Origin of the sequence: Streptomyces sp. NPDC005761 (genome assembly GCF_040630635.1) — a bacterium.
GTDB lineage: Bacteria > Actinomycetota > Actinomycetes > Streptomycetales > Streptomycetaceae > Streptomyces.
Genome location: NZ_JBEXXX010000012.1, coordinates 43,189 through 68,561, shown reverse-complemented (window position 1 = coordinate 68,561; position 25,373 = coordinate 43,189). Strand labels below are relative to the sequence as shown.

At 69.6% G+C, this 25,373-nt stretch carries 22 protein-coding genes, 1 tRNA gene and 1 pseudogene; 10 read left to right on the top strand and 14 right to left on the bottom strand.

Annotated elements, in window-relative coordinates; genetic code table 11:
- Nucleotides 1-108: 108 nt before the first annotated feature.
- Nucleotides 109-320: pseudogene (locus tag ABZ434_RS14410) on the top strand (sigma factor); the annotation flags it as partial.
- Nucleotides 321-847: 527 nt separating this feature from the next.
- A complete protein-coding gene (locus ABZ434_RS14405; protein WP_359135409.1) occupies nt 848-1,984 on the top strand; it encodes an endo-1,4-beta-xylanase in 1,137 nt (378 codons plus the stop codon).
- A 179-nt stretch (nt 1,985-2,163) separates the two neighbouring features.
- Here the strand turns inward: ABZ434_RS14405 and dacB are convergent, their stop codons facing one another.
- Complete coding sequence (gene dacB, locus ABZ434_RS14400; RefSeq protein ID WP_359135407.1) at nt 2,164-3,780, bottom strand: D-alanyl-D-alanine carboxypeptidase/D-alanyl-D-alanine-endopeptidase; 1,617 nt, start codon at nt 3,778-3,780, stop codon at nt 2,164-2,166.
- Between the two features lie 488 nt (nt 3,781-4,268).
- Between dacB and ABZ434_RS14395 the strand changes: the two genes are divergently transcribed.
- Nucleotides 4,269-4,922, top strand: coding sequence for a CatB-related O-acetyltransferase (locus ABZ434_RS14395; RefSeq protein ID WP_359135405.1), 654 nt, complete (start codon nt 4,269-4,271; stop codon nt 4,920-4,922).
- Nucleotides 4,923-5,146: 224 nt separating this feature from the next.
- Here the strand turns inward: ABZ434_RS14395 and ABZ434_RS14390 are convergent, their stop codons facing one another.
- The 4 genes from ABZ434_RS14390 to ABZ434_RS14375 form a co-directional block, all read right to left on the bottom strand.
- Complete coding sequence (locus tag ABZ434_RS14390; RefSeq protein ID WP_359135403.1) at nt 5,147-5,905, bottom strand: SDR family oxidoreductase; 759 nt, start codon at nt 5,903-5,905, stop codon at nt 5,147-5,149.
- Between the two features lie 27 nt (nt 5,906-5,932).
- A complete protein-coding gene (locus ABZ434_RS14385; RefSeq protein ID WP_359135401.1) occupies nt 5,933-7,279 on the bottom strand; it encodes an MFS transporter in 1,347 nt (448 codons plus the stop codon).
- A gap of 77 nt (nt 7,280-7,356) precedes the next feature.
- Nucleotides 7,357-7,941, bottom strand: coding sequence for a TetR/AcrR family transcriptional regulator (locus ABZ434_RS14380; protein WP_359135399.1), 585 nt, complete (start codon nt 7,939-7,941; stop codon nt 7,357-7,359).
- Nucleotides 7,942-8,088: 147 nt separating this feature from the next.
- On the bottom strand, nt 8,089-8,730 hold the full coding sequence (locus ABZ434_RS14375) for a maleylpyruvate isomerase family mycothiol-dependent enzyme (RefSeq protein WP_359135397.1): 642 nt from the start codon (nt 8,728-8,730) through the stop codon (nt 8,089-8,091).
- A 339-nt stretch (nt 8,731-9,069) separates the two neighbouring features.
- Between ABZ434_RS14375 and ABZ434_RS14370 the strand changes: the two genes are divergently transcribed.
- The 4 genes from ABZ434_RS14370 to ABZ434_RS14355 all read left to right on the top strand — a co-directional run bounded on the left by ABZ434_RS14370 (nt 9,070) and on the right by ABZ434_RS14355 (nt 13,420).
- Complete coding sequence (locus tag ABZ434_RS14370) at nt 9,070-9,558, top strand: hypothetical protein (RefSeq protein ID WP_359135395.1); 489 nt, start codon at nt 9,070-9,072, stop codon at nt 9,556-9,558.
- 211 nt (nt 9,559-9,769) lie between these two features.
- A complete protein-coding gene (locus tag ABZ434_RS14365; protein ID WP_359135393.1) occupies nt 9,770-10,162 on the top strand; it encodes a hypothetical protein in 393 nt (130 codons plus the stop codon).
- Between the two features lie 369 nt (nt 10,163-10,531).
- Nucleotides 10,532-11,794 (top strand): phospholipase D-like domain-containing protein, encoded by a 1,263-nt coding sequence (locus ABZ434_RS14360; RefSeq protein ID WP_359135391.1) that lies wholly within the window; start codon nt 10,532-10,534, stop codon nt 11,792-11,794.
- A 351-nt stretch (nt 11,795-12,145) separates the two neighbouring features.
- The gene (locus ABZ434_RS14355) at nt 12,146-13,420 is read left to right on the top strand and encodes a M23 family metallopeptidase (protein WP_359135389.1); all 1,275 of its coding nucleotides are present in this window, start codon (nt 12,146-12,148) and stop codon (nt 13,418-13,420) included.
- 322 nt (nt 13,421-13,742) lie between these two features.
- Here the strand turns inward: ABZ434_RS14355 and ABZ434_RS14350 are convergent, their stop codons facing one another.
- Nucleotides 13,743-14,144, bottom strand: a complete 402-nt coding sequence (locus tag ABZ434_RS14350; RefSeq protein ID WP_359135387.1) for a PIN domain-containing protein — start codon at nt 14,142-14,144, stop codon at nt 13,743-13,745.
- A complete protein-coding gene (locus ABZ434_RS14345; protein WP_359135385.1) occupies nt 14,141-14,389 on the bottom strand; it encodes a type II toxin-antitoxin system CcdA family antitoxin in 249 nt (82 codons plus the stop codon). The genes ABZ434_RS14350 and ABZ434_RS14345 overlap by 4 nt, the downstream gene beginning before the upstream one ends.
- 188 nt (nt 14,390-14,577) lie before the next feature.
- Here ABZ434_RS14345 and ABZ434_RS14340 point away from each other — a divergent pair, with 188 nt between their 5' ends.
- Nucleotides 14,578-15,786, top strand: a complete 1,209-nt coding sequence (locus ABZ434_RS14340) for an FG-GAP-like repeat-containing protein (protein WP_359135383.1) — start codon at nt 14,578-14,580, stop codon at nt 15,784-15,786.
- A 555-nt stretch (nt 15,787-16,341) separates the two neighbouring features.
- Here the strand turns inward: ABZ434_RS14340 and ABZ434_RS14335 are convergent.
- The 3 genes from ABZ434_RS14335 to ABZ434_RS14325 all read right to left on the bottom strand — a co-directional run bounded on the left by ABZ434_RS14335 (nt 16,342) and on the right by ABZ434_RS14325 (nt 18,145).
- Nucleotides 16,342-16,485, bottom strand: a complete 144-nt coding sequence (locus ABZ434_RS14335) for a hypothetical protein (protein WP_359135381.1) — start codon at nt 16,483-16,485, stop codon at nt 16,342-16,344.
- Nucleotides 16,486-16,774: 289 nt separating this feature from the next.
- On the bottom strand, nt 16,775-17,524 hold the full coding sequence (locus ABZ434_RS14330) for an SDR family oxidoreductase (protein ID WP_359135379.1): 750 nt from the start codon (nt 17,522-17,524) through the stop codon (nt 16,775-16,777).
- A 547-nt stretch (nt 17,525-18,071) separates the two neighbouring features.
- Nucleotides 18,072-18,145: transfer RNA gene (locus ABZ434_RS14325), tRNA-Gly, on the bottom strand.
- A 495-nt stretch (nt 18,146-18,640) separates the two neighbouring features.
- Here ABZ434_RS14325 and dcd point away from each other — a divergent pair.
- Together dcd and ABZ434_RS14315 are read left to right on the top strand one after the other, a co-directional pair.
- The gene (dcd, locus tag ABZ434_RS14320; RefSeq protein WP_359135377.1) at nt 18,641-19,216 is read left to right on the top strand and encodes a dCTP deaminase; all 576 of its coding nucleotides are present in this window, start codon (nt 18,641-18,643) and stop codon (nt 19,214-19,216) included.
- Nucleotides 19,217-19,222: 6 nt separating this feature from the next.
- Nucleotides 19,223-19,723 carry a phosphoribosyltransferase gene (locus ABZ434_RS14315; RefSeq protein ID WP_326737201.1) on the top strand — a complete coding sequence of 167 codons (501 nt, stop codon included), beginning with the start codon at nt 19,223-19,225 and terminating at the stop codon, nt 19,721-19,723.
- Nucleotides 19,724-19,783: 60 nt separating this feature from the next.
- Here the strand turns inward: ABZ434_RS14315 and ABZ434_RS14310 are convergent, their stop codons facing one another.
- From ABZ434_RS14310 to ABZ434_RS14295, 4 genes are all read right to left on the bottom strand, one after another.
- Nucleotides 19,784-20,701 carry a Yip1 family protein gene (locus ABZ434_RS14310; RefSeq protein WP_359135374.1) on the bottom strand — a complete coding sequence of 306 codons (918 nt, stop codon included), beginning with the start codon at nt 20,699-20,701 and terminating at the stop codon, nt 19,784-19,786.
- 109 nt (nt 20,702-20,810) lie between these two features.
- On the bottom strand, nt 20,811-21,971 hold the full coding sequence (locus tag ABZ434_RS14305; protein ID WP_359135587.1) for a VCBS repeat-containing protein: 1,161 nt from the start codon (nt 21,969-21,971) through the stop codon (nt 20,811-20,813).
- Nucleotides 21,972-22,158: 187 nt separating this feature from the next.
- Entirely contained in the window at nt 22,159-24,426 is a 2,268-nt protein-coding gene (locus ABZ434_RS14300) for a (Fe-S)-binding protein (RefSeq protein ID WP_359135372.1), read from the bottom strand.
- A gap of 104 nt (nt 24,427-24,530) precedes the next feature.
- On the bottom strand, nt 24,531-25,229 hold the full coding sequence (locus ABZ434_RS14295) for a sugar transferase (protein WP_359135370.1): 699 nt from the start codon (nt 25,227-25,229) through the stop codon (nt 24,531-24,533).
- Nucleotides 25,230-25,373 lie beyond the last annotated feature (144 nt).

The window sequence follows — 25,373 nt, the reverse complement described above, 5'->3', positions numbered from 1 at the left end:
CCCTGCGGCGTGAGAGGGAACATGCGACCACCGGATGGACCGTCCGCCGAACAGGGCGCGTAGGAGCGCGAGTTCGACAGCTTCCACGCCGCGAGCGTCGGGCGTCCCATCGGCCGGCTGTACGCCATGACGGGCGACCTCGCCGAGGCGCGGGAGTGGTCCAGGAAGCCTTCGTCCGGGCCTGGGAACGCCGGGCCGAGCTGGACCTCGACGGCGCCCCCGAGGTGCGGGTGCGGACGGTGGCGTGGCGGCCGGCGGTCAGCCGGTGGCGGCGGGTGCGCACCGCGCTCGCGTTCGCCCGGCGGCAGGGGCCGCCGGCCACGGTGTCTTGTCGCCCTGACCGGGTGCAGTGGTGAGAACGGCGAGCAGGCGACCGCGACCGCATCGGTGACGGTGACGGCCAGTGGCACCGCCACCGCACCCGTGACGGCATCGACCGGTGCGGCCCCCTGGGCCGGAACCAAGCAGTTCGTGCGGATCGACGACGCGCGGACCGGCGACGGACGGACGTACCTGTCGGTGCGGCCGGCCCTGAAGAAGCCCCACCCCCGATTCGAGGCATGGGTGATAGTCCCCTGCCGCTCTGCCGCTCCGTCATGCCCGTGTCGTAGGAACGGGGCATGGCGGCCCGTACCGCTTGCTCCATCTCCCGACCGCCGGCCCTCGCTCCGGTCGAACGGTGCCGTCGCCGTCACAAGTGGGGATGCGCAGCAGCCTTCCGGCCCGGCCCACATTCGGCGCGACGCGGGTATTGACGCCCGCGTCGGCGAACTCGTAGCGTCCGGGAGCCATACATTCGGAAAGTTGTTCGAAACTTTCGAAGCTTGACCGGAATGGGAGTTCCCCGATGCGACACTTCCGCTTCATCACTGCCGCGTTCGCCACGGCAGCCCTGACGCTGCCGCTGGTGGCTGCCTCGGCCACGGCCGACCCGTCGCACGGCCACCGGGCCGCGCCACACTCCAACGCCAGGTTCGATCAGCTGCGCCGGGCCGCTCCCGACGGGTTCTTCGTGGGCACCGCCGTGGCGGGCGGCGGCCACCACCTCGAGCAGGACTATCCGGACCCCTTCACCTCGGACAAGAAGTACCGGAAGATCCTGGGGCAGCAGTTCAGCTCGCTCTCCCCCGAGAACCAGATGAAGTGGGAGTACATCCACCCCGAGCAGAACCGCTACAACTTCGGGATGGCGGACGCCATCGTCGACTTCGCCGACCGTCACCACCAGGTCGTGCGCGGGCACACGCTCCTGTGGCACAGCCAGAACCCCGCCTGGCTGGAGGAGGGCAACTTCTCGGACGAGGAGCTGCGCGCCATCCTGCACAAGCACATCTCCACTGTCGTCGGCCGCTACGCCGGCCGCATCCAGCAGTGGGACGTGGCCAACGAGATCTTCGACGGTGAGGGCAAACTGCGCACCGAGGAGAACATCTGGATCCGCCGGCTCGGGCCGGGCATCGTCGCCGACGCGTTCCGCTGGGCGCACCAGGCGGACCCGAAGGCAAAGCTCTTCTTCAACGACTACGGCGTCGAGGACGTCAACGCCAAGAGCGACGCCTACTACGCCCTCATCAAGGACCTGCTCAAGCAGGGTGTGCCCGTGCACGGTTTCTCCTCGCAGGCGCACCTGAGCACGCGGTACGGCTTCCCGGGCGGCCTCGAGGAGAGCCTGCGCCGGTTCGACGGGCTCGGCCTCGAGACGGCCATCACCGAGCTGGACGTGCGTATGGACCTGCCGGAGAGCGGCGAGCCCACCGATGCGCAACTGCGGAAGCAGGCCGACTACTACCAGCAGGCGCTGTCCGCGTGCCTGGCTGTCGACGGCTGCAACTCCTTCACGATCTGGGGCTTCACCGACAAGTACTCCTGGGTTCCGGTCTTCTTCAGCGGGGAGGGCTCCGCGACGGTCATGACCGGTGACTTCGCTCGTAAGCCGGCGTTCTTCGCCCTTCAGTCCACCTTGAAGAAGGCGCAGAGGGACTGAGGACTCCCCCGCCGGGCCGCGCCCCCGGATCCGCCATCACTGGCGAGCGGCGCCCGACCCGGTCGGGCGCCGTAGCCGCGGCTGGGGCGTGAGGGCCTGGGGCCGGCGAGAGCACTGCCCACCGGATGCCCGGACAACGAAGAAGCCCCGGGCCACCGGCCTGGGGCTTCCTCATGACTTCAGCCTTCTCGTCGTGCCGTCTCCTCCTGCAAGTACGCGGAGATCATGGCGAGGTCATCGGCGATGTCCAGCACGCCCGTGACGTCGGTTGTCGGGGTGGAGGCGCCGTTCACGCCCGCGAAGAAGACGTCGTAGCGGCCGTTGCCCTTGTCCAGGTAGCCGGCGATCGTGATGGCGCCGACGGCCAGGCGGTTGTTGAGCGCGTCCAGCCCGACGGCGGCGCCGGTCTTGGCGAACACCTTCCCTCGGGCCGGGCAGTGGGTGCAGTTCTCGGCCAGCAGGCCGTCGACTCCGAGGATGGGCAGCGCATTCCGGAACACCGCCGCCTCGGGGGTGTGCTGCCAGTACGTCAGCAGCTGCACCACGGCCTTGGGCGTGGTCCGGTCCACGGGGTTCCCGCCGCGGCCGTCCAGGAGCTGGATCTGCTTGCGGTCCACGCCGGCGCGATCCAGGAAGGCGGCCAGGACCGGGAAGCCGTCCATGCAGTCCTTGCTGCCGGTCGCGACCGCCATCAGACAGATGGCGAGGTTTCCGCCCAGGTTGTGGCTGACCTTGAAGATGAGCTTGGCGTACTGGGCGTACGGCGGCGAGGTGTACAGAGCCACGCGCGGCCTGCCCTCGTACGAGCGGGGAAGCTGCCCGACCGGGTTGGCGCCGGTCGGCTTCGCCGTCACCTTCACCCCGGCCCGCCCCAGCGCCTCGATCAGCGCGGTGCGCCCGAAGGCCGCCGGGTCGGTGATGGGGGAGACCTTCAGAGCCGGTTGGGAGCGGGCCGCGATGGTGCCGGAGAGCCGGATCCGGGTGCCGTTGTCGGTGGTCGTCACCTGGATGTCCGTCGGCCCGTCCGCGGCCACGGTCCTCACCGTCGACGTGACGCGGTACGGAGCGACTCTCGGCCGCCAGTCCAGTTGTGCGGGCGCGCCAGGGCGGGCGCCGGGGGTGGTCAGCAGGTCGATGAGGTTGTCGTTGATGATCAGTGGCGTCGGGACGGGGACGAAGACCGGCTCGGGCCGGAACAGCCGGTTGTCGACGATCACGTTTCCGTCGACGCGGGTGATGCCGGAGCTGCGCACCTGCCGCGCGAGCTTGTTGATCCCGGCGAGCGGGTTCTCCGGGGTGAGCGTGGCGCCGGGGAAGTCGTTGGCGTACGTGTGGTCGAGGTCGGTGTAGTCGACCGTGCCGTCGGGGCGGGTCCTGCCGCCCATGGTCAGGTCGCCCTGGGCGACGAGGGCGAGGTTGCCGCTCAGTGTGCTTCCGCGGCGCTCGCCGATCGCGTGGACCGGCGTCCTGAAGCGGTGGTCGCCGCCGAGGGTGTCCCACGCCCCGGAGGTGCCGAAGAGTTTGGCCACCGACCCGGGGATGAAGAACTGTTCGGCGAAGCGGCTGTGGACGACCCGCCCGCTGTCCGGATCCTGCTGGAGCAGGCCCCACTGGGCGTTGGGGTAGTCCGGCTTCCGCATGATCTCCGTGATCCGCGGGTCGAGCCGCTCGGAACCGCCGTCGCCGGGTGACGAGGCCGCCTGGGCTCCCGCGCCCGAGGTCAGGGCCAGGAGCAGCAGGGCACAGCATCCGGCGACCACGCGGTGCCGAAGGGATCCGGAATTCTCTCCTCGCATCGCCGTACGCACCGTTCGTCTCGGTAGTTTCCTGTCCATGGGGTCAGGTATGGACCCCGACGGCTGCCGGATCCGGGCGGCGCGAACGGTTGTCACCCGAACGGCACGGCGCATTCGTCGAGATGCGCAGGCGACGCCGGTCGGGACGGCCGGTCAGGGGCCCGCGTCACGCCGGCCCCGAAACCGTGCCGGCCCTCGGGACGGCCGCGGGCAGCGGTCGAAGCCGGGCCCGGCTCTCAGGTGCTCGAGGCAGAAGAAGCGCTGCGCCGTGAGAGTTCAATTCTCGCGGCAGAGGCTGCCCCGCCCGGCCCCGCCGCTGGGGAGCGGCTTCACGAGGGAGTGCCCATGCCTGTGCTCGGACCGGTGAAGACAATGGAGCGGAAGACCACGGCCGGGGACTGCTGGGCGCTGTCTCCGACCAGGACGACCTGGGCGTTTGACCACCGAGCCTGACGTCACCCCGACCCTCACAGAGGAAGCGACCAGACATGCCATCTGTCCCCGCCGACCCCACCGTTCTGCATCCCATGCCCGGACAACCGCGGGTCGTACTGCTCAAGCCGCTGGTCAGCTCGCCGCTGATCGAGGTCGGGGAGTTCACCTACTACGACGACCCCGAGGATCCGACCGCCTTCGAGACCCGCAACGTCCTGTACCACTACGGGCCCGAGAAGCTCGTCATCGGAAAGTTCTGCGCCCTGGGCGAGGGCGTGCGCTTCATCATGAACGGCGCCAACCACCGGATGGACGGCCCCTCGACGTTTCCCTTCCCGATCATGGGCGGTTCCTGGGCCGACCACTTCGACCTCATCACGGGACTGCCCGGGCGGGGCGACACCACGGTCGGGAGCGATGTCTGGTTCGGCTACCGGACCACGGTGATGCCGGGAGTCCGCATCGGCCACGGGGCGATCATCGCCTCGGGCTCCGTCGTCGTCGACGACGTCCCCGATTACGGCATCGTCGGCGGCAATCCCGCCCGGCTCATCCGACGCCGCTACAGCGACGACGAGATCACCCGCCTCCTCAGCCTGGCCTGGTGGGACTGGCCCCTCCCGCACATCACGGAACACGCCCGCACGATCATGTCCGGCACCGTCGCCGACCTGGAAGCCGCAGCGCCCGACCGCTCCCAGCACTGAGAATCGAGCCGCCGGCCTGCCTGCTCCAACCCCGGCCCCCGGTGCTCCTTTCGCCGACCGGCCTCGCGAACACGCCGTCCCGCTCACCCACCTCGCGGCACAATCGCATGCGCGAGCCGAGCGGGGGAGCCACCGGCACCCCCGGTCCCACGGGACGGTGTCCGTCCTGCGGGAGGGGGCGCCGCTCACGTCCTTCTGCTCGACGGAGTGCCGCCGCCGGACCGTCAGGCCGATGACCCGCTGTCGACGACCAGGTCGGCGCCGACCACCGAACCGGCCGCGGGCGAGGCGAGGTAGAGCACCGCGGCCGCCACTTCCCCGGCCTCCGCGACCCGGCCGAGCGGATTCTCCGACTTCACCCGCTCCGCCCGGTCGGCCTCGGTCTCGCCGGGCCGCAGTGACATGGGAGCGGCGGCGGCGCCCGGGCTGACCGCGTTGATGCGGATGCCCTGGTGGATGTGGTCGAGGGCGGCGGCGCGGGTCAGTGCGGAGACCGCCGCCTTCGACGTGATGTACGCGGCGAGGTTCGGGATGCGCAGGTGTGCGCCGAGGTTGGAGGAGATGTTGACGATGACCCCGCCGCCGTTCTCCTTCATGTGAGCGATCTCGTGCTTCATGGCCAGCCAGACGCCGGTGACATTGGTACGCAGCACCGCGTCCCAGTCCTCCTCGCTGACCTCTCCGACAGGGCCGGTGCCGCGGAGTATCCCCGCGTTGTTGACGGCTATGTCCAGGCTGCCGAACCGGGTGACGCTCTCCCGCACGAGGTTCCGGAGCCGGTCGGAGTCGGTGACGTCGGCCGTGACCGCGGCGGCCGTGCCGCCCGCTGCCTCGATGAGGCCGACCGTCTCGTCCAGGGAGGCCGCGGTGCGGCCCGCGGCGATCACGGACGCGTTCTCGGCGGCGAAGGCGAGCGCGATCGCGCGGCCGAGACCGGAGCCGGCTCCCGTGACGAGCGCGGTCCTGCCAGTGAAGCTGTTCATTCTTCGATGACTCCTTCGAGTGGGGGATCAGTTGGCGCGGTGGTTCAGAAGGGCGGTGGCGGCAAGGGCCGTTCCCGTAGCGGCCAGGGACAGCGCGTCGCTGCCGAGCGTGAGCAGCAGGGCGAACAGGACGGTCGGCCCGAGCTCCATCGCGCTGTTCAGCACACCGCCCGCCAGCCCGGTCTGCCGTGCCGGTACGCCTTCGGTGGTGAGCACGGCGGCCCCGCCGAAGGCGGCCGCGGTGCCGGCCGCCAGCAGCACGAGACCGGGCAGCAGTCCGTAGGCGTACGGGGTGTGTGCGTGGAGTCCGGTGGAGGCGAGCAGGACGAGCCCGGCCGCGCCGGTGCCGAGCCCGGTGGTCGTGACGGCCCCGGCCCCGTACCGGCTGACGAGCGGCCCAGCCGCCCGGCCCGACGCGAGCAGCGCGAGGGCGAAGGGCACGAAGGCCGCCGAGGTCTGCAGGGGCGACCAGCCGCGCGTCTGCTGGAGATGGAGCGAGAGGACGACGGAGGTCATCGCGGTCCCACAGGCGCTCAGCGCGATGGCGGTGAGGGCGAGGGCCCGCCGCTGGTCGAGCAGGAAGCGGAGCGGCAGCAACGGGTCGCGGGCTCGACGTTCGGCGTACAGGAACGCGATCAGCAGTCCCGCTCCGCCGAGCACCGGCACGAGCACGCCGGCCGACGACCAGGGCCGGACATCGGTGACGACGAGACCGTAACTGGCGAGGGTGATCCCGGCGGTGGCGAGCAGAGCACCCGGCAGGTCGAGAGCCCTGCCCCGGCGGGGAGCGGTGAGCGGCAGGGACCGGGACGAGAGAGCCAGGGCGGCGACCGCCACCACGAGCGGAACGACGAAGGTCCAACGCCACGAGAGCAACGAGACGATGACGCCGGAGAGCAGATTGCCGGCGGTCGCGCCGAGTACGGAGAGACCGCCCCAGGTGGCCATCGCCCTGGCGTACGCGGTGGGGGAGGGGTGGACGACGCGCAGCACCGCCATGGCGGCGGGAGCGATGACGGCCGCACCGGCGCCCTGAACGAGGCGGGCCGCGAGCAGGGCGCCCATGCCGGGAGCGAACGGGGCGGCGCCCGAGGCGGCGGCGAAGAGGAGGAGGCCGACGGCGAGGGTGCGCCGCCCGCCGTAGCGGTCGGCGAGACGGCCGCCGAAGAGCAGGAACCCGGCGAAGGTCAAGCCGTACGAGGAGCTCAGCAGGATCAAGTCGGTCCGCCGTAAGTCGAATTCACGTCCTATGAGAGGGAGCGGAACGGCGATCGCCGCGAGCGTGAAGATCAGCGTGGTCTGAACGGTCCCGAGCAGGGCGAAGGCGTATCTGTGCCGCACGTGGACGACGCGGGTGACTTCCTTGGCAGTCATACCCCTCCCCATATTGGATCGATCGGTCAATTATTCGGGCGCGCGGCAGTGGGGCCGGTGGTTGCCGCGGGTGGGATTCAGTCCAGCAGGGTCAGTGCCTGCTCGGCGGCGTCCCGCACCCGGGCGGGGTCGCTGGACGCCTTGCCGACGATCCGCACGCCCTGCATCAGGACGAGCAGCATGCGGGCCAGTGCGCGGGGGTCGCGGTCATCGGGCAGTTCGCCCTGGGCCCGCGCCCGTACGAGCGCGGACTGCAGCAGGGTCTCGAAGTGCTCCCAGCTGACCTCGACCCGGCGGGTCGCCGCAGGGTCGTGCGGGGTCAGTTCGGCCGCGGTGTTGGTGATGAGGCAGCCGTTCAGCCGGCTGTCGGGGGAGGTGGCCTCCGAGGCGAAGCGGCGCACCACCGCCCGCACCGCGGGCAGCGCGGGTCCCGGCTGGGACAACTCGGTGAGGAGGAGCGGATCACGCCCCTCGGAATACCGGTCCATCGCCTTCAGGTACAGCTCGTGCTTGTTGCCGAAGGTGGCGTAGATGCTGGCGCGGCCGATGCCGAGGTGGTCGACGAGGTCGGCGACCGATGTCGCTTCGTAGCCCTGCCGCCAGAACAGCTCGAGGGCCGACTGCAGTGCGGCGTCCGGGTCGAATTCCTTGGTCCTGGCCATGATGGAGACCTTAAGCTCATTCAGAACGATCGGTCAATAACCGTCCCACGCTCAGAGCAGGCCATCGCCCGCCCGCTGTGGGCGCGCTGCCGAGGACGCCTCGCTCACGGCGGCGTAGGCCGAGGAACAGTCCGAGGCGGCGGATCGTCAGGCCGGCCGCTCCAGCGCACCCACCCCCCGGCCGTGAAGGTCGTCGAGCGCCACGCGGCGTCCCATGACGGCGAGAAGCAGCGAGAGCACGGGCCCGGACACTTCCGCACCGTCACCGATCGACACATCGGCGTCGACCGCCGTCAGGCGAAGGGGGGCCACGACTTCCCGGGCGCCACCGAGAGACTCCGGGGTGCGAACCTGGAGGCGCAGCGCCCGGACGACGGCATCACGGGGGTACGGGCGAGTGAGCCCCAGCGGCCGCCGGATGTCCTCGCCGTGAACGATCTCCTCGACGAGCCGGCTGTCGAGGGGCGCCGGCGGGGTGGACGTGCGCGAGGCCACCCGCCGAAGCCGCGCCAGCGTCTCCGACGGCGAGTCACCGCGCTCGCGCGCCACACCGCGAGCGTTCTGGCGGTGGAAGTCGAACCGTGCCCGGGCAAGACCGACGACGAAACCGAACCGCGTGGTGCGGGCGGTGTCGACCAGGTGGGCGGCGACGTCATGGACCGTCCAGCCGTCGCAGAGGGACGGCTGCTCCCACTGGCTGTCATCGAGGCCTTCGAGGTCGTGGACGAGCGCCGCACGTTCGGCGTGCACGACCGGCCAGACGTCTCGGACGTACTCCGGATCCCTCATGGCCGTCGCCCTTCCTCGGTGCTCGGCTTGTCGCCCTTGTCAAGACAAGGACTCACGATCCCCGCAGAACTCATCGCAAGGACCCGCCCCGCCCACCCGCCGCGCCCCGGGCCACCGCGCCCGACCACCGTGCCCGGCCGCCAACGCGCACACTCCGCCGCGCCCCGTGCAGACCTCCGCGGCGCCGAGGTCCCTGCCGGAGCGGGTGACAGGAATCGGGAGCCGCCCGTGAGCACGGGTGCCGCGGTGTCGCAGCGCGTCCACAGGTTGTGGAGTGGACCGGTGGTCACGTGGGGAAAATCCGTTCACCATCCACGGCGTCGCACGGGGGCAACGGCTATGAGCTCGGACACGGTCACCGCTGTTGCAGCGATAGTCATCGCGCTCGGCTCTCTCTGGGTCAGCTACACACAGGCCCGGGACAGCCGGCGCCATGGCCGCCAGTCGGTGAGGCCCATGCTTCATATGCGTCGGGTGAAGGAGTACGAAGGTACCGAAGCAGGGCTCAACGTCGTCAATGCCGGACTCGGGCCGGCCATCGTGACGAGCTCAGCCGTGCGGCTGGACGGGGAGGCCATGGGGCAGTGGGACTACCACACACAGCAGCGCATTCTGAGCTCGTTCCCGGTGCGTCCCAAGGCGCACTCCCTGCGTCCCGGCGCCGTGGTGCTGGCAGGGCAGTCCGCCTTCCTGCTGTCTCTGGACGAATTCAGTGATGCTCAGCACGACTGGTTCTGGGATCTCATCACCCGTCGCCTCGTGATCGAGATCCGCTACGAATCCCTGTACGGCGGCGAGAACTTCGTGGTGACACCACCCGTCTTCTGAAGCCCTCGAGCCGGTACTTGCGCCGGGCCCGGAACGCCGACCCAGGGGCCCACCGACAGCCGGCGCTGCCAGGAGCGCCAGTACCCCTGACTCCCCGACCGATCTGGTGCGGCTGTGCCACGGGGAAGTCGTGATCCATGGCCCCAGTACTCATACCGAGGTGAGTACGTGAACCGTGGTCGGTTCCCGGGCAGGCCGCGACGCTTGAGCCATGTCGCAACGACCTCTGAAACTCGTTCCCCAACTGACCGCGATCCTCGTCCTGACTGTGATGACGTCAGCGGTGTGGGCTGCCTGGCTGGGATGGGACCAGCACCGTGACGTGCAACCTGATGGTTCGGAGACCGGCCCGTACGAGGCGTGGCAGGTGATCGGGCTGGTGCTGACTCTGCTGGTGCCGGTGTACTGGGCCGCATCCCGCCGCTACGTCGCAGGCGCCGTCCTCGGCGTCACGGCCGGCCTGACCGCTGCCGCCTACTACGACTGGTCGGACGACTCCAGCGGCCTCTTCATGGTCGGCGTGGGGATGACCATGGTGGGGAGCCTCGTCGCGACCGGCGTCGCTTCCGCCGTGATCGCATCCGTGAAGAAGAGCGCCGCCTGAACCCCGACCTGCGCGGACGCCACCGTACGCGACACACTCAGCACGCGCTGACGGATCCGGGCGACGACGAGGCCCCAGGCCTCTGGCCCGGACTTCGTCAGCGGAGCGGGAGCGAGGGGCACTGCTCCGGGGGGCTTGAGCGGGCTGATCGCCGGTTCGACGGTGTTGAGCTTCCTGTACCGCTCTCCGAAGCCGGGTGGCCGCCCTGCGTGCTCACATCGCAGTGACGGCGACCGGAGCCGATGCCCCAGGGTCGGCGCCTGAGCCGGGTGACCTCGCGCTGAAGTCGTGCTTTGCTGAGGCGGTTTGACGAGCCGACAGATCCGTGCGGTGCACCGCACGGAAGCGCGAGGAAGAGGAAGAACGACGATGATACCGACGCTCGCCGTACCCCGTTCATGGCCCGTGTCCCGGTGGTCCGTCTCCGCGCCGGGCAAGCGCGCGGCCGGTGTCCTGCTCGCCGTCACCGCCTGCGTGGCCGCGCTGGTCGCGCCCGCCCAGCCGGCCGCCGCGGCGACCGTCCCCACCAGCCCGGTCTTCAACAAGCCGACCGGCACCACCACCGAGCAGCAGGCCATCCGCTCCCAGGTCCGCTCCGTCATCGCGAACGCGGACAGCGGCTCGGTCCTGCGGCTCGCGATGTACCACCTGTGGGACGAGACGATCGCCGCGGACCTCGGCGCCGCGAAGGACCGCGGCGTCGGCGTCAAGGTCGTCCTCGACGAGAGCACCCTGGAGTACCGGGCCTCCTACGACCTGCTCAGGAGCAGCCTCGGCACCAGCACCTCCGCCACCTCCTGGGTGGCTCTGTGCGCCAAGGACCGCTCGTGTCTGAGTACGTCGACGACGGGGATCAACCACAACAAGTTCCTGCTCGCGAGCAGTGTCGGCGGCGGCGCACAGAAGGACGTCGTCGTCCAGCTCACCTCGAACCTGACGCCGTCCAACTACAGCCGCTACTGGAACAGTTCGGTGACCGTCGCCGGCAACACCGACCTGTACGACGGCTACGTGGACTACTTCACCCGTCTCCCGGCCCAGAACCGCACCGCCTGGTCCTACACCTACGGCAACGCGGGCGAGTACAAGTACTACTTCTTCCCCCGCTCGGGCAGCGACGCGACCACGGACACCGTGGTCAACGCGATGGACAACATCACCTGCCGCTGGACCGACTCCGCGGGCACCGCGCGCCGCACCACCGTCCACGCCGCGATGCTGAAGATCACCCGGCAGGCCGTCGCGGACAAGCTGCGCGCCCTGGCGGGCCAGGACTGCCTGGTCGATCTGGTCTACAGCGAGACCGACTCCGGCACCTGGAGCGCCCTGCACGGCGTCTCCGGCATCACGAACCGCTGCTACCAGCACGATGACGACGGCGACCCCACGACGCCCAACCGGATCGTGCACTCGAAGAACTGGATGGTCGACGGCATGTACGCGGACACCGTCCAGAAGGTGATGTTCACCGGCAGCCACAACTGGAGCGGCCCGGCCCTGCGCGACAACGACGAGGCCATGCTGCGCATCACCACGCCGGCGGTCTTCGACGCGTTCGAGGCCAACTTCCAGGCCGCGCGCTCCGCCGCCGTGCCCGGCACCAGCGACAACGTGGCCGCCTGCAAGAGCTGACAGGGGCCCGGCCCGGCCGCCGTACCGTCGCCATGCCGTCCACGGCGGCGGTACGGCCGGGCGCCGACGTGTCGCTCCGGGTGGGCCCGGAGGGGCCCGGCCCCGCCGCCGTACCGTCGCCATGCCGTCCCCGGCGGCGGTACGGCCGAGGCGCCGACGTGTCGCTCCGGGTGGGCCCGAAGTTGCCACAGACGAGGCTCGGTGGTCGATGCCGCTGGACGGGTGTAGTTCGGTACCTGACTCCGGCGCCGTCCGCCCGGAGCGGCGCGTCGCCGGATTACATGGGCCTGCGCCTCGGCGGGGCGTGCCGGTGCCCTTCACGGTCCCGGACCCGACGACTGGAAGAGCACCATGGCAGAGCGCGACCCTCGCAACCGCACTGGCCGTAGCCCGCTCCTTCGCGGGCTCGCCGGTGCCGTACTGGCAGCCGGCCTGCTGGTGGCCTCGTCGGCACCCGGATACGGAGCCGGCGCGACCGCTCCGGTTCCCGGCCCGCAGTTCACCCCGTTGACGGCGGCAGTGATGACGAAGCCGGCGCCGTTCAACGCCACGGACGGCAGGACGCACCTCTCGTACGAACTGCTCACCACGAACGCACTCTCCAGCAGCACGCCGGTGCGGCTCGATCGTGTCGACGTCCTGGACGCCCGCACCAAACGGGTCGTCGGCTCGCTGAGCGGGCAGGCGCTGGCCGAGGCCGCCAATCCGGTGGGCGACCCCCTGCCGGGTGCGGACGGGTACACCCCGCCGCCCCCCGCGCCGACACCGACCGTCATCCAGGGGTCCCAGAAGTGGGTCATCTGGCTCGACCTGACGCTGCGCCGCGGTCAGCCGGCGCCCGAGGTCCTCGAACACCATCTGTCGGGCGCCATCCTGGCCCCCGGCGGCCCTTCCGCGTTCGAGGAGACGGTGCAAGTCACCCCGACCGCCCACACCGCGCCGTTGAACCTCGCCCCACCGGTTCGCCCCGGCACCTGGTACTCCAGCGAGTCGTGCTGCGGCAACACCCACCACCGGCGCGGCCTCGGCCCGATCAACGGCCGCTTCTACGTGCCGCAGCGCTTCGCGATCGACTGGTACCGGGTCGGTGAGCAGGGACAGACCTGGGAAGGCGACCCCACCAGGCTCACCAGCTACCTGAGCTACCGGCAGCCGGTCGTCGCCGCGGACGGCGGCAGGGTGGTGGAGGTCCAGGACGGGATCCCGGACAACGCGCCCCCCGTCACGCCGCCGGTCCCGCCGATCGAGGAGACCGTGGGCAACCACGTCACCGTGGAGGTCGCGCCGGGCCGCTATCTGCTCTACGCGCACCTGAAGCCCGGCTCGCTCAAGGTCCGGGAAGGCGACCACGTCGAACCCGGCCGGGTGCTCGGGCTGATCGGCAACAGCGGCAACTCGACCACGCCGCACCTGCACTTCCAGGTGATGACCACAGCCGAGTTCTTCCCGACCGACAGCCCACCGTTCACCTTCCGGAAGTTCCGCGTCGTCGGGCAGGTCGAACCCCGGATCTGGGACGACAACCTCGGCCTGCAGCCGACCGGCGTCCTGCCGATCACGCCCTCGCCGTACGACGGCCCTCACCGGGCGCGGTACCCCCTCGACCGCGAGGTGCTGGAGTTCTGACCGGATCCCGGTCGGCCCGACTGCCGACGTGGCCGGCGGGCCGGACCGGATGGTGCGGGCGGCTCAGGACGACGAGGAAGGCCCAGGTCACTGACCTGGGCCTTCTCTCATGGGCGGGTGGCAGGGATCGACTTCGCGCTCCGAGCTTGGGAATCAACGGTTCCTAGGCTGTTGCAGGGCCTCTGACCTGCGATTTCGGATTGGTCAGGTGGGCGGCTCCCGGTCTCTGGGAGCCGTCTCTGACCGTTGCTGTCCGCTCTGTTGGGCACGGATGGGGCACGAGAGCTGGCAGTGCGACGCGTGCTCCGGGCGGGCCGGCTGGTCAGAGAGGGATGATGCGGACCTGGTTGCCGCAGAGCTTGGGCATGTCGTCGCTGTCGGAGGTCAGCAGGGCGACGGGTTTCGGCTGGCGGAGCGCGACCTCGGCGATTGTGGCGTCGATGGCGGACTTGTGCCCGTGCAGTCCGGCTCCCTTGAGTAGCTCCGCTGCCGTTTTCGCCGCCTGTTCGGTGACCGGCTCCACCTTGATGCGGGACAGGGCCCAGTTCAGGCGAGGCATATTGGTACGGGAGTGGCTGACTTCCACGATGGTGTTCGCCCCGATCACCAGGTCGGCTCCCATGTCGTGGAAGACCTGAAGCATCGCGAGGAGCTTGCGGTCCTGCGCGATCCAGGCGGAGAGCCCTTCCGAGTCCAGGACGACGGTCTCGATGCGCTCGCTCACGCGGCGTCCGCGTCCTTAGAGGAGCGGGCGGCGCCGAGGATCTTCGAGCGGGCTTCCGCGAGCTCCTCGTCGCTGAAGCCTCCGTGCTCTTCCTCGTGGCGGCGAAGGTCGTCGCCCAGGAGCTGGTGCCGGATCTGGCGGGCCACGGCTTCCGCTACATAGCCGGAGACGTTGTCCGTGAGCTTGCGGAGCTCCGCCACCTGGTCACTGGGGAGCGTGACGGTGATGCGAGTCGTTGAGGACATAAGTTAAAGCATACTGGAGTATGCACCTCGGCGTCTGGTCCGCCTTGCGGACGTGCCGGCGTTCCAGCAGCGGCGTGAGCGCCGCAGGAGGGGCGGCGTCAGGTCGCCGATGCCTTGGAGGGCGGCGAACTGCCCTGGCCAAGGTACGCACCGCTATGGTTTCCTCCTCTGATCCTGGGGGGTCAACCATGCGTATATCGCTCCGCTCCGCTCTCGTCAGTGCGGCCGCGGCGATCGGCCTGCTCGCTGGGGAGACAGCGCCGGCCGCGGCAGCGTCATCGGGCTACGACCGCTGCCCGAAGGGGAAGATCTGTCTGCTCGACGGAGCGTATGGCGCGGGAGCCATGGCAACGTACTCCGGCAGCAAGCCGAGCCTGGGTTCCTTCGACAACAAGGCTTCGTCCCTCATCAACCGCACGGCGTCCGATTACATCTGCGTCTACACCAGATCGTCTTACCAGTACATCGACGACGTGCACGACGTTCTGATGTGGACCGGGAGTCATGAGGGCCTGGACCTGGCCGGCTTCCACGACGCCAACAGCCACCTGTCCAACAACGTCAGCTCGTTCCGTCTCGGCGATACCTTGCACAGCTGCCTGACCGGACTGGAATACATGGAGTGGTACAACAGCAGCAACGACGACGCCCGGCCTGCCCGGATCTTCGGCGACCTCAACGCCGACGGCAGGAGCGACCTGCTGTTCCGCTCCCGCAACGGCCGACTGTGGTTCCTCCGCGGTGACGGCACCGGCACCCTCATCGGAGCCGGCTGGAACTCCATGACCGCGCTCACCAGGCACGGTGACCTCAACGGTGACGGTAAGGAGGATCTCCTCGCCCGTGATACCTCTGGCGTGTTGTGGATATACCCGGGCAACGGCAAGGGGTGGTTCGGCACCCGCGCCAAGATCGGCGCGGGCTGGAACAGTATGCGCCGTGTCACTGCGGCCGGTGACCTCAACGGCGACGGCAAGGGCGACCTGCTCGCAGCCGACACCTCCGGGGTGCTGTGGATTTACCCGGGCAACGGCAAGGGGTGGTTCGGCACCCGCGCCAGGATCGGGGCGGGCTGGAACAGCATCAATGCCCTTGTCGGCATAGGTTCCTTCAACAAGGACACCACCAACGACCTCATCGCCCGTGACACCGCCGGCAAGCTCTGGCTCTACCCCGGCAATGGCAAGGGATGGTTCGGCACCCGCACCCTGATCGGTACGGGCGGCTGGCAGCGGTTCCAGTCGCTCTTCTCCGTCGGCGACGCTACCGGTGACGGCCACAACGATCTCTTCGGCGTAGGCCGTAGCACCCTCGACGTCTACGGAGGCACGGGTCGGGGCACCCTGACCAACCGCGTCAGCGACTACCAGTGGGACGACCGCGAAACCGCCTTGTAGGAAACCACTGATATCGCAGCCGAACGAGCATCGGGCACCGCCGTATCCGGGGCACCCGGCGAGGCATCCAAGCTTCGCCGAGTCAGCCCGTCTTGGGGCACAGGAGCGAACACGCAGCAACTTCGCGGGGACGCCGGCTTGCAGACGACCTGTTGGTCGGCGTCCCCACGGGTCTCGAACCGCCTGGCGGAGCCGGTCGACCAGGCCGTGTGCCTGAACCGCGTAGCCGCCGGTAGCGCCAGGGGCCAGGAGCCGCCCGCGGTGGGCACGTCTGAAAGCCGGCGACGGTGCAGGTAGGCGAGATCCACGCAGTGGCCCGGGCACTGTGGGCGAGTTCGTCGAAGGAGCGTTCCCAGGCTTCCAAGCTGGGTTTTTGCAGCGGGCAGGTGGAGGGGCCATTCCCTCTGAGGGTCGTATCTGACCGCTGTCGTCCGCTCTGCTGGGCACGGATGGGCACGCCGACAGCGGGTCATCAGTCTGAGGTTCCGTGTGGGAGCGGGCGACGGAAACGGACCGGGGGCCACCCGTGCTGGAGACGCTCCGGTGGTGCAGACGTCAGGCCCGGAAGGCTTCGGTGACGAGGATCTGGGGATCGGCGTGGCGCGGCATGAAGGTGCAGATGAGCCAGCCGCGCCCGCCGGCCAGGTCCACGATCTGGGGCCCGCTGGGGCTTGTAGAGGCCAGAGGTCGGACGGTCATCCAGTGTGGGAGCGAGGCGTCGACGTCGAACCCCCGGAAGTAGAAGTCCGGGAGGAGGTGAGGAGCGTGTTCCTGAATGGCCAACCGGAGCGCTTGGGGCGTGTGTTAGGGCATGGGCGGCAACTGCAGGGGTTCCCCCTCCTACCCATCGAATTGGGGTGCGGGGGTGGGCATGGTTCGTGCTCCTTGATGTGGAGGGTGGATCAGGCCGCCTCGCATCGGTCCCGGCTCAACGAGTGTGGAGTCGGGCTGGTCGCGTGCGGGACGGCTGCGAACCAGTGACGAGCCGTCACCGCCCCAGTGTTGCGCCCCCGTTCACATGCACGATCTGCGCCGTCATGTACGCCGCTTCAGGTGACGCCACGTAGTGCACCGCGGCGGCGATGTCCGAGGGGCGGCCCGCCTGGCCCGTCAGTGACTGCTTGGTCCGGGCGGCGACGAACTCGGGCGTGGCCCGGTCGCCGAAGAACTCGGTGTCGGCGACAAAGCCTGGAGCGACCGCGTTCACGGTGATGCCCTGCGGGCCGAGCTTCTGCGCCAGGTCGACGGTGTAGGCGTTGACGGTGGCCTTGGAGCCGCCGTACGAACCGGGGCCGCGCAGCGCGGCGATGGACGACATCTGGATGATCCGCCCGCCGGGCCGGGTGAGGTGGGGCAGCAATCCTTCGGTGAGCAGCACGGCGGTGAGCACGTTGGCCTCGAAGTTGCGGCGGAAGCTGTCCGCGACGCCTTCGAGGGTGCCGTCGAGGGCCGGTGCGACGTTGCCGCCGGCGTTGGCGACGATCACGTCGACCTGCGCGCCGCCCGCGGTGCAGAACTCCACGGCTCTGCGGGCCTGGCCGGGATCGCTCAGATCGGCGGCGACCCAGGAGGCCGTTCCCGCACCATGCGCGGCGTCGAGTTCTCCGGCGGCCTTCTCCAGGGGCTCCTCGCGCCGCCCGATGAGGACGACGTGGTCGCCGTCCGCCGCAAAGACCTCGGCCACCGCCCGCCCGATCCCCGTACCGCCACCCGACACCACGACCTTGCGCTGCCCCACGACCCCACCCCATGTCCTTGTGTGTGAACGATGGTCACATCTCTGTACGGAGACGGTACGACCGCTGGTCTTCGGCGTCAACGGGCAGGTGCCGCAGGCTCTTTACCCGGAGGGCGGAGCACAGATCCGCTCCAACATGCCCACATCCGCCCCTTCGCCCCAGGCCACCGATCCGGAACGGATCGCAAGCGGCCGTTGCCCTATCGATCTTGAGTGCGGTGTGACCGAGAGTGGCTGACAGGTCGGTGATTCCGCGGTTGTTGTGCATGAAGGCAGGGCCCCTGGTGCAGTTCGGGGGGTTGCTGAGGCTCGAGTGTGCCAGGAGGTCCCGTTGTCTTTGTTGTGCGTGCCGGTTCCTGTGGATTTCAGCTCGTGCGACAGGTCGTGCGATTGCCTCGCTCACCGGTTCGAGAACGCGGCCGATCGACTCGGCCCGCAGGGCCTCTACGCGCTGAGCGGCGAGGTGTCTGGCATGGATATGACACGAGGTGCCTGAACTGGTCCAGACAACAAAGAAGCCCCCGGCCGCTGGCCTGGGGCTTTCTCGTGGAGCGGGTGACGAGAATCGAACTCGCGCTCTGAGCTTGGGAAGCTCATGTTCTACCATTAAACTACACCCGCGAAACGTACTGGCTGACCAGCGACGCATCGTCCCACACTCTACCCCATCGCAGACCCCCCGAGGCGTGAGCCCGGGTGTGAGTCGCCGTGGCATGTCGGTGGGGTGGACGGGGGTGTGGCGGGCGGGAGTTGGGGGCGTAGCGTGGGGGGTCGGAGTGCCGCGTGCGGTGGCGTCCTGTTCATCCCCTAATGTGGCTTTCTCGTCCACGGCTTGATGGGGAAGGGACTTGATGGACTCCATGGAGCGCACCGTCGTCCGCTGTGCCGAAGGGCACGTTTTCACTACCGCCTCGTTCCCGATGCAGCAGCTCGGGCCCGGGCGGATCGGTCCCGGGCGGCTTATCCGCTGTCCTCGTTGTGCGCGGTTGCGGCATGCCGTGCCCGTGGTGTTCGAGGAGCGGTAGGAGAGCGAGCGGCACGGTCTGCGGGAGCAGGCGACAGGCGCGCGGGCGGCCCGATGGGGGTGGGCCCGCGCGTTCTGCGTATCCTCGGTGAGTGCTTCTCTCAGACAAGGACATCCGGGCCGAGATCGACGCCGGACGCGTACGTATTGATCCTTTCGACGCGTCGATGGTGCAGCCGTCGAGCATCGACGTGAGGCTCGACCGCTTTTTCCGGGTGTTCGAGAATCACCGCTATCCGCATATCGATCCGGCCGTCGAACAGGCCGATCTGACCCGTACCGTCGAGCCGGACGGGGACGAGGCGTTCATCCTGCACCCCGGTGAGTTCGTGCTCGCCTCGACGTACGAGGTCATCTCGCTGCCCGACGATCTCGCGTCGCGGCTGGAGGGAAAGAGTTCGCTCGGCCGGCTCGGGCTGGTGACGCATTCGACGGCCGGGTTCATCGACCCGGGGTTCTCCGGGCACGTGACCCTGGAGCTGTCCAATCTGGCGACGCTGCCGATAAAGCTCTGGCCGGGGATGAAGATCGGTCAGCTGTGCATGTTCCGGCTGAGTTCTCCGTCGGAGTTCCCGTACGGCTCCGAGCGGTACGGGTCGCGGTACCAGGGGCAGCGTGGTCCCACCGCGTCGCGTTCGTACATGAACTTCCACCGGACGCAGGTGTGATGCCCGATGAGTGACGATGTGCGGGAGAACCTGACGTACGACGGCTTCGGGCACGCCGTGCGGGAGCTGGCGCAGGCCGTGGCGGACGACGGGTACGAGCCGGACGTGGTGCTGAGCATCGCGCGGGGCGGGGTGTTCGTCGCCGGTGGTCTGGCGTACGCGCTGGACTGCAAGAACATCCACCTGGTGAACGTGGAGTTCTACACGGGGGTGGGCACCACCCTGGAGATGCCCGTCATGCTGGCGCCCGTGCCGAACGCGATTGATTTCTCGGACAAGAAGGTCCTCATCGCCGACGATGTCGCCGATACCGGGAAGACGCTGAAACTGGTGCGCGATTTCTGTATCGACCATGTCGCCGAGGTGCGCTCGGCCGTGATCTACGAGAAGTCGCATTCACTCGTGAAGTGCGAGTACGTGTGGAAGAAGACCGATCGCTGGATCAACTTCCCGTGGAGTGTCGAGAAGCCCGTCGTGCGGCGCAGCGGGCAGGTACTGGACGCCTGACGGACGGGACGCGAGAGCCCCCGCAGCCCCTTCCGGGGGCCGCGGGGGCTCTCGTTCTTTCTAGATCGTGCCCAGTTTGAGGATCGAGACCAGGGCGAGCAGCTGGATCGTCGACGCGCCCAGCGCCTTCGGCCACGGCAGGTCGTGGGACTTGCTCACCATCGACGTGAGCAGGGCCGCGGCTGCCAGCCAGGTGAGCCAGCCGAGGATCTGGACCAGGGAGTTCTCGCCCCCCAGGAAGAGCGCGAAGATCAGGCGCGGGGCGTCCGTGATCGACATGATCAGCATGGAGAGGCCCACGGTCGGCTGCCACGCCCCGTCGCCGCCGAGCTGGCGGGCGAGGGTGTGGGTGACCGCGCCGAGCACCAGGCCGCCGAGCACGAAGCCGACGCCCGTGATGATGACGTAGGGGATGGCGTTGCCGACCGGTGCGCTGATCGCGTCTTCGCGGGCCTGGTCGAAGCCGAACAGCGCCAGCAGGCCGTAGAGGAACGTGACGACGAGCGCCGGGCCCCAGACGGGGTAGTCGCGCATCTGCCAGAACGTCGGTCCGGGGCGCGTCACGATGCCGCTCAGCAGCTGCTTCCAGTGCAGGCGCGGGCCCGCGGGCTGGGCGGGCGCCTGGCCGGCGCGGTAGGTGTTGCCGTCGCCGTAGGGGTCCTCGTTGATGCTGAAGGCCTGGGTGTGACCGGGGCTGTTCGCGTACGGGTCGCCCTGGTGGGGCTGCGGGTACGGGTCGGCGAAGTACTCGGGCTCGTCGGCCCCGCCGCCGTTGTAACCGCCGCCGTTGTTGTATCCGGGGGCGTTGTTGGTGTAGCCGCCGCCGTGGGGCGGGGCGCCGCTGCCTCCCGTCGGCGGCCATTGCTGCTGTCCGTACGGCGGTGGTGCCTGATTGCCGTACGGCTGCTGCCGCGGTTGCTGTCGCGCTTGCTGCGGGGTGCGGTTGTCCCGGCCGCGTCCGATCCTGAATCCAGCCACGTAATCGAACGTACCTGGTCCGCGCGGGTCGGGTGGAAGGGGCGGGGGAATGGCCCGCCTTTGACGCTCAGCTGTGACATCCCCTAAGGGAACCCTGGGGGGGCTGCCCTCAGCCCGATGTGAACAGGGCGCTGGTGAACGTGATCAGCGGGCGGTCCGGTGTGGCCGCCGGGTACAGGGCGATCAGGTCGGCGGTCTCGCCCCGGTGGGTGCGGACCACCGTGTCCGGCTTCCCGTCGCCGTCGAAGTCCGCGTACCGCTGGAGGAGAGTCGTTTCCGCACGGGCCGGCGCGGTGCTGTCCGCGGGCCTGCGCAGGGGTGCTGTCGGGAGTGCGCCCGCCGGGGCCCCGAAGCGGTACGTGCCGCCCGGGCGGCCCGGTCCGTCGGGGCTGCCGAGCAGCAGCGTTCCCGTGCCGGGGGTGCCGGGTTCATGGGGAAGGGCCGTGTACACCAGGTCGTCGTACCCGTCGCGGTTCGTGTCCGTCCGGGGCTCGGGCGCGGACAGGGCGGGGCCCGCGCCGGGGATCGTGCCGCCTGCGGCGTGCGGGCGGCCGTCGCGCGTGAACGGGCCCCGCAGGAAGCTGAGCCGTCCCGCGCTCGCCGTCACGGCCAGATCCGGCTTCCCGTCGCCGTCGAAGTCGCCGCAGACGGGGTGGTCGGGCCAGGCGTTGCCGAAGCGGGCCCGGTCCGGGATGCGCAGGGTGACCGCCCTGCCGGTGAGGCCCGCCGGGGAGCCGAAGAGGATCTGCAGCGGGACGGGCGGGCGGCCGATGCCGTTGTACGGGGGGTCGGTGGCCACGATCAGATCGGTGAAGCCGTCCCGGTCCAGGTCGCACGACGCCTCGGCGTCGAACGCCGAGGGAAGGGTGTCGCCGGTCTTGGCGGCGTTCGTACGCGCGCTGAGCAGCTGGCGTACCGAGGGGTCGAGGCCGCGGGTGGCGGAGCCGTACACGATGCCGATCCCGGCGTCGTCGCCGTGGCTGTCGGCCGCCGGCTTCACGAGGTCGTCCAGGACGAGGTCGCGGTGGCCGTCGCCGTTGAAGTCGTCGGGGGTGTGGCTGCCGGTCCCGTGCGGGACCGGGTGGCGCTCGGCACCCGCCAGGCCGGACAGGGCCGTGGGAGGGGCGTCGCCGTTCTTGGGGGCCGAGGAGGCGGGGGAGCCGCCGCAGGCCGTCAGCAGGAGTACGCAGAGGCCGCCGGCCGCCGCGGTCGTTGCCGCGCCGGTTGCCCGTCCGGTTCGCGTTGTGGCTCTCGCCCTTGCGATGCGTATCCGCACGGGATGCCTCCGAATGCGTATCCCCGCAGGAATACCTCGTACGTCGTGGTCCTCCCGGCCGTCTCCTTCGTCGCGGCGGCCGCCCCACATGATGCGTCACCGGAGCCGTGAAGCAGAAGCGGCCGGTCCTGCCCCCGAGGCAGGTCCGGCCGCTTCTGCAACGCGATGACGCGGGTTCCGGTTACTTCACCGGTTCCGGCTCGGGCGCGTCCGCCGGTTCCGGCTCGCCCGCCGGGTCGGCCGGGGTCTTCACGGAGTCGAGCAGCAGCTGCGACACGTCGACCACCTGGATCGACTCCTTGGCCTTGCCGTCGTTCTTCTTGCCGTTGACCGAGTCGGTCAGCATGACGAGGCAGAACGGGCAGGCGGTGGAGACGATGTCCGGGTTGAGGGAGAGGGCTTCGTCGACGCGCTCGTTGTTGATGCGCTTGCCGATCCGCTCCTCCATCCACATCCGGGCACCACCGGCGCCGCAGCAGAAGCCGCGCTCCTTGTGGCGGTGCATCTCCTCGTTCCGCAGACCCGGGACCTTCGCGATGATCTCGCGCGGGGGCGTGTAGATCTTGTTGTGACGGCCCAGGTAGCAGGGGTCGTGGTACGTGATCAGACCCTCGACCGGGGTCACCGGGATCAGCTTGCCCTCGTCGACGAGGTGCTGGAGCAGCTGCGTGTGGTGGATGACCTCGTACTCGCCGCCGAGCTGCGGGTACTCGTTCGCGATGGTGTTGAAGCAGTGCGGGCAGGTCGCGACGATCTTCTTCGAGGCCTTCGCCTTCTTCGTCGAGTCGTCCTCGTCGTCCTCGCCGAAGGCCATGTTCAGCATCGCGACGTTCTCCTGGCCGAGCTGCTGGAACAGCGGCTCGTTGCCCAGGCGGCGGGCGGAGTCACCCGTGCACTTCTCGTCGCCGCCCATGATCGCGAACTTGACGCCCGCGATGTGGAGCAGCTCCGCGAAGGCCTTCGTGGTCTTCTTGGCCCGGTCCTCCAGGGCTCCGGCGCAGCCGACCCAGTAGAGGTAGTCGACCTCCGAGAGGTCCTCGACGTCCTTGCCGACGATCGGGACCTCGAAGTCGACCTCCTTGGTCCACTCGACGCGCTGCTTCTTGGCGAGCCCCCAGGGGTTGCCCTTCTTCTCCAGGTTCTTGAGCATCGTGCCCGCCTCGGACGGGAACGCGGACTCGATCATCACCTGGTAGCGGCGCATGTCGACGATGTGGTCGATGTGCTCGATGTCGACCGGGCACTGTTCCACGCACGCACCGCAGGTGGTGCAGGACCAGAGCACGTCCGGGTCGATGACGCCGTTCTCCTCGACCGTGCCGATCAGCGGGCGCTCGGCCTCGGCGAGGGCGGCCGCCGGGACGTCCTTGAGCTGCTCCTCGGTCGCCTTCTCGTTGCCCTCCATGTCCTTGCCGCCGCCGGCCAGCAGGTACGGGGCCTTGGCGTGCGCGTGGTCGCGCAGGGACATGATCAGGAGCTTCGGGGAGAGCGGCTTGCCCGTGTTCCAGGCGGGGCACTGCGACTGGCAGCGGCCGCACTCCGTACACGTGGAGAAGTCGAGGATGCCCTTCCAGGAGAACTGCTCGACCTGGGAGACACCGAACACGGCGTCCTCCGCCGGGTCCTCCCAGTCGATCTCCTTGCCGCCGCTGGTCATCGGCTGCAGCGCGCCCAGCGCGACCTCGCCGTCGGCGTTCCGCTTGAACCAGATGTTCGGGAAGCCGAGGAAGCGGTGCCAGGCGACACCCATGTTGGTGTTGAGCGAGACCGTGATCATCCAGATCAGCGAGACGCCGATCTTGATCATCGCGACGAAGTAGATGAGGTTCTGCAGCGTGCCGAGAGCGAGTCCCTTGAAGGCGAGGACCAGCGGGTACGAGACGAAGTACGCGGCCTCGTAGCCGCCGACGTGGTGGATCGCGCCCTCGAGACCGCGCAGGGTCAGGATCGCCAGGCCGATGACGAGGATGACGTACTCGACGAAGTACGCCTGCCAGGCCTTCGAGCCCGCGAACCGGGACTTGCGGCCTGCCCGGGAGGGGAGGTTCAGCAGCCGGATGGCGATCAGCACGAGGATGCCGACCGTCGTCATCAGGCCGATGAACTCGATGTAGAGCTCGAACGGCAGCCACTCACCGATGATCGGCAGCACCCAGTCGGCCTTGAAGAGCTGTCCGTACGCCTGGAGCAGCGTCGGCGGCAGCGTCAGGAAGCCGATCGCGACGAACCAGTGCGCGAAGCCCACGATGCCCCACCGGTTCATCCGGGTGTGGCCGAGGAACTCCTTGACCAGGGTGATCGTGCGCTGCTTGGGGTCGTCGGTGCGGCTGCCTGCCGGTACCGGCTGTCCGAGGCGGACGAACCGGTAGATCTGCGCGACCGCTCGGGCGATGAGCGCAACGCCGACGACGGTCAGCACCAGCGACACGATGATCGCGGCGAGTTGCATTTGGGGGCTCCTCGGGCCTGCGAGGGTGGGATCCAGCGATGATCGCTGATTACTGAGATGCTTACTAAGCAGTAACTTAATCAGTCTGTGCTGACACTATCCACTTATTCCGCCGTCCTGTAGCCGGGCAGGCGGTGATCTGTGTCGCTCAGGTCTGCCTTGCCGCGCCCGGCGAGGCTCCGGGCCGCCCGGAGCAGGGGTGCGCCGACGGCCTCCGCGAGGATCGCCAGGTCCAGGCCCGGCCGGTGGTGCTCGGCGTAGTACTGGTCGAGGAGGTCCGGCTCGTCCCACGGCATCGCCGAACGGTGGCGGATCTGGGCCAGGCCGGTGAGGCCGGGCTTCAGTTCCCGCCGCCAGTCTCTCGCACCGGCCGGCCCGCCGCGTACGTCGCCCGGCGTGAGCGGGGCCGGGCCGACGAGGGAGAGCTCGCCGCGCAGGACGTGGGGGAGTCGCGAGATCACGTGCAGCCGCAGCCGGCGGGTGCGCAGCGAGCGCAGGACGAACGGTCTGCCGTCCGCTCCCAGCCGGGCCGAGCGCGTGACGACGCCCCCGGGGCCGCTTCGGGCGGCAAGGATCAGCGCGGCCGCGGCGAGCAGGGGGGCGGCCAGGAGCAGGAGGGCCGAGCCGAGCGCCAGGTCCAGGAGGCGTTTCGCGGTGGGGCGGGGCGGGGCCGCCGGAGCCAGTGCCCGCAGGGCCCTGCGGACGGCCCGGAGGCGGCGTGGCCGCGGCGGCTGCCAGGTGCGCCGGGCAGGTCCCGGCCGCCGTCGGGGGCGGTGGCTCTGCCTTTGCCACTGCGTCTGCATCGTTCGCACCTGCCTGGGTCGGCTGACTGGAGTCGGCGGATCGCTTGCCGGTTTTGAGCGGCTCGCGGCATTTTGTGACAGAACGATCCCATGAGGCGATGATGGGGAAGGGCGTGTGCGCCGTGGGGGCGGGTGGGTGTCGCC

What these genes read in the sequence shown, in the direction of transcription:
- ABZ434_RS14405 (WP_359135409.1), top strand. Translation starts at nt 848, where the DNA reads ATGCGACACTTCCGCTTCATCACTGCCGCGTTCGCCACGGCAGCCCTG.
- dacB (WP_359135407.1), bottom strand. Translation starts at nt 3,780, where the DNA reads ATGCGAGGAGAGAATTCCGGATCCCTTCGGCACCGCGTGGTCGCCGGA.
- ABZ434_RS14395 (WP_359135405.1), top strand. Translation starts at nt 4,269, where the DNA reads ATGCCATCTGTCCCCGCCGACCCCACCGTTCTGCATCCCATGCCCGGA.
- ABZ434_RS14390 (WP_359135403.1), bottom strand. Translation starts at nt 5,905, where the DNA reads ATGAACAGCTTCACTGGCAGGACCGCGCTCGTCACGGGAGCCGGCTCC.
- ABZ434_RS14385 (WP_359135401.1), bottom strand. Translation starts at nt 7,279, where the DNA reads ATGACTGCCAAGGAAGTCACCCGCGTCGTCCACGTGCGGCACAGATAC.
- ABZ434_RS14380 (WP_359135399.1), bottom strand. Translation starts at nt 7,941, where the DNA reads ATGGCCAGGACCAAGGAATTCGACCCGGACGCCGCACTGCAGTCGGCC.
- ABZ434_RS14375 (WP_359135397.1), bottom strand. Translation starts at nt 8,730, where the DNA reads ATGAGGGATCCGGAGTACGTCCGAGACGTCTGGCCGGTCGTGCACGCC.
- ABZ434_RS14370 (WP_359135395.1), top strand. Translation starts at nt 9,070, where the DNA reads ATGAGCTCGGACACGGTCACCGCTGTTGCAGCGATAGTCATCGCGCTC.
- ABZ434_RS14365 (WP_359135393.1), top strand. Translation starts at nt 9,770, where the DNA reads ATGTCGCAACGACCTCTGAAACTCGTTCCCCAACTGACCGCGATCCTC.
- ABZ434_RS14360 (WP_359135391.1), top strand. Translation starts at nt 10,532, where the DNA reads ATGATACCGACGCTCGCCGTACCCCGTTCATGGCCCGTGTCCCGGTGG.
- ABZ434_RS14355 (WP_359135389.1), top strand. Translation starts at nt 12,146, where the DNA reads ATGGCAGAGCGCGACCCTCGCAACCGCACTGGCCGTAGCCCGCTCCTT.
- ABZ434_RS14345 (WP_359135385.1), bottom strand. Translation starts at nt 14,389, where the DNA reads ATGTCCTCAACGACTCGCATCACCGTCACGCTCCCCAGTGACCAGGTG.
- ABZ434_RS14340 (WP_359135383.1), top strand. Translation starts at nt 14,578, where the DNA reads ATGCGTATATCGCTCCGCTCCGCTCTCGTCAGTGCGGCCGCGGCGATC.
- ABZ434_RS14335 (WP_359135381.1), bottom strand. Translation starts at nt 16,485, where the DNA reads ATGACCGTCCGACCTCTGGCCTCTACAAGCCCCAGCGGGCCCCAGATC.
- ABZ434_RS14315 (WP_326737201.1), top strand. Translation starts at nt 19,223, where the DNA reads ATGAGTGACGATGTGCGGGAGAACCTGACGTACGACGGCTTCGGGCAC.
- ABZ434_RS14300 (WP_359135372.1), bottom strand. Translation starts at nt 24,426, where the DNA reads ATGCAACTCGCCGCGATCATCGTGTCGCTGGTGCTGACCGTCGTCGGC.
- ABZ434_RS14295 (WP_359135370.1), bottom strand. Translation starts at nt 25,229, where the DNA reads ATGCAGACGCAGTGGCAAAGGCAGAGCCACCGCCCCCGACGGCGGCCG.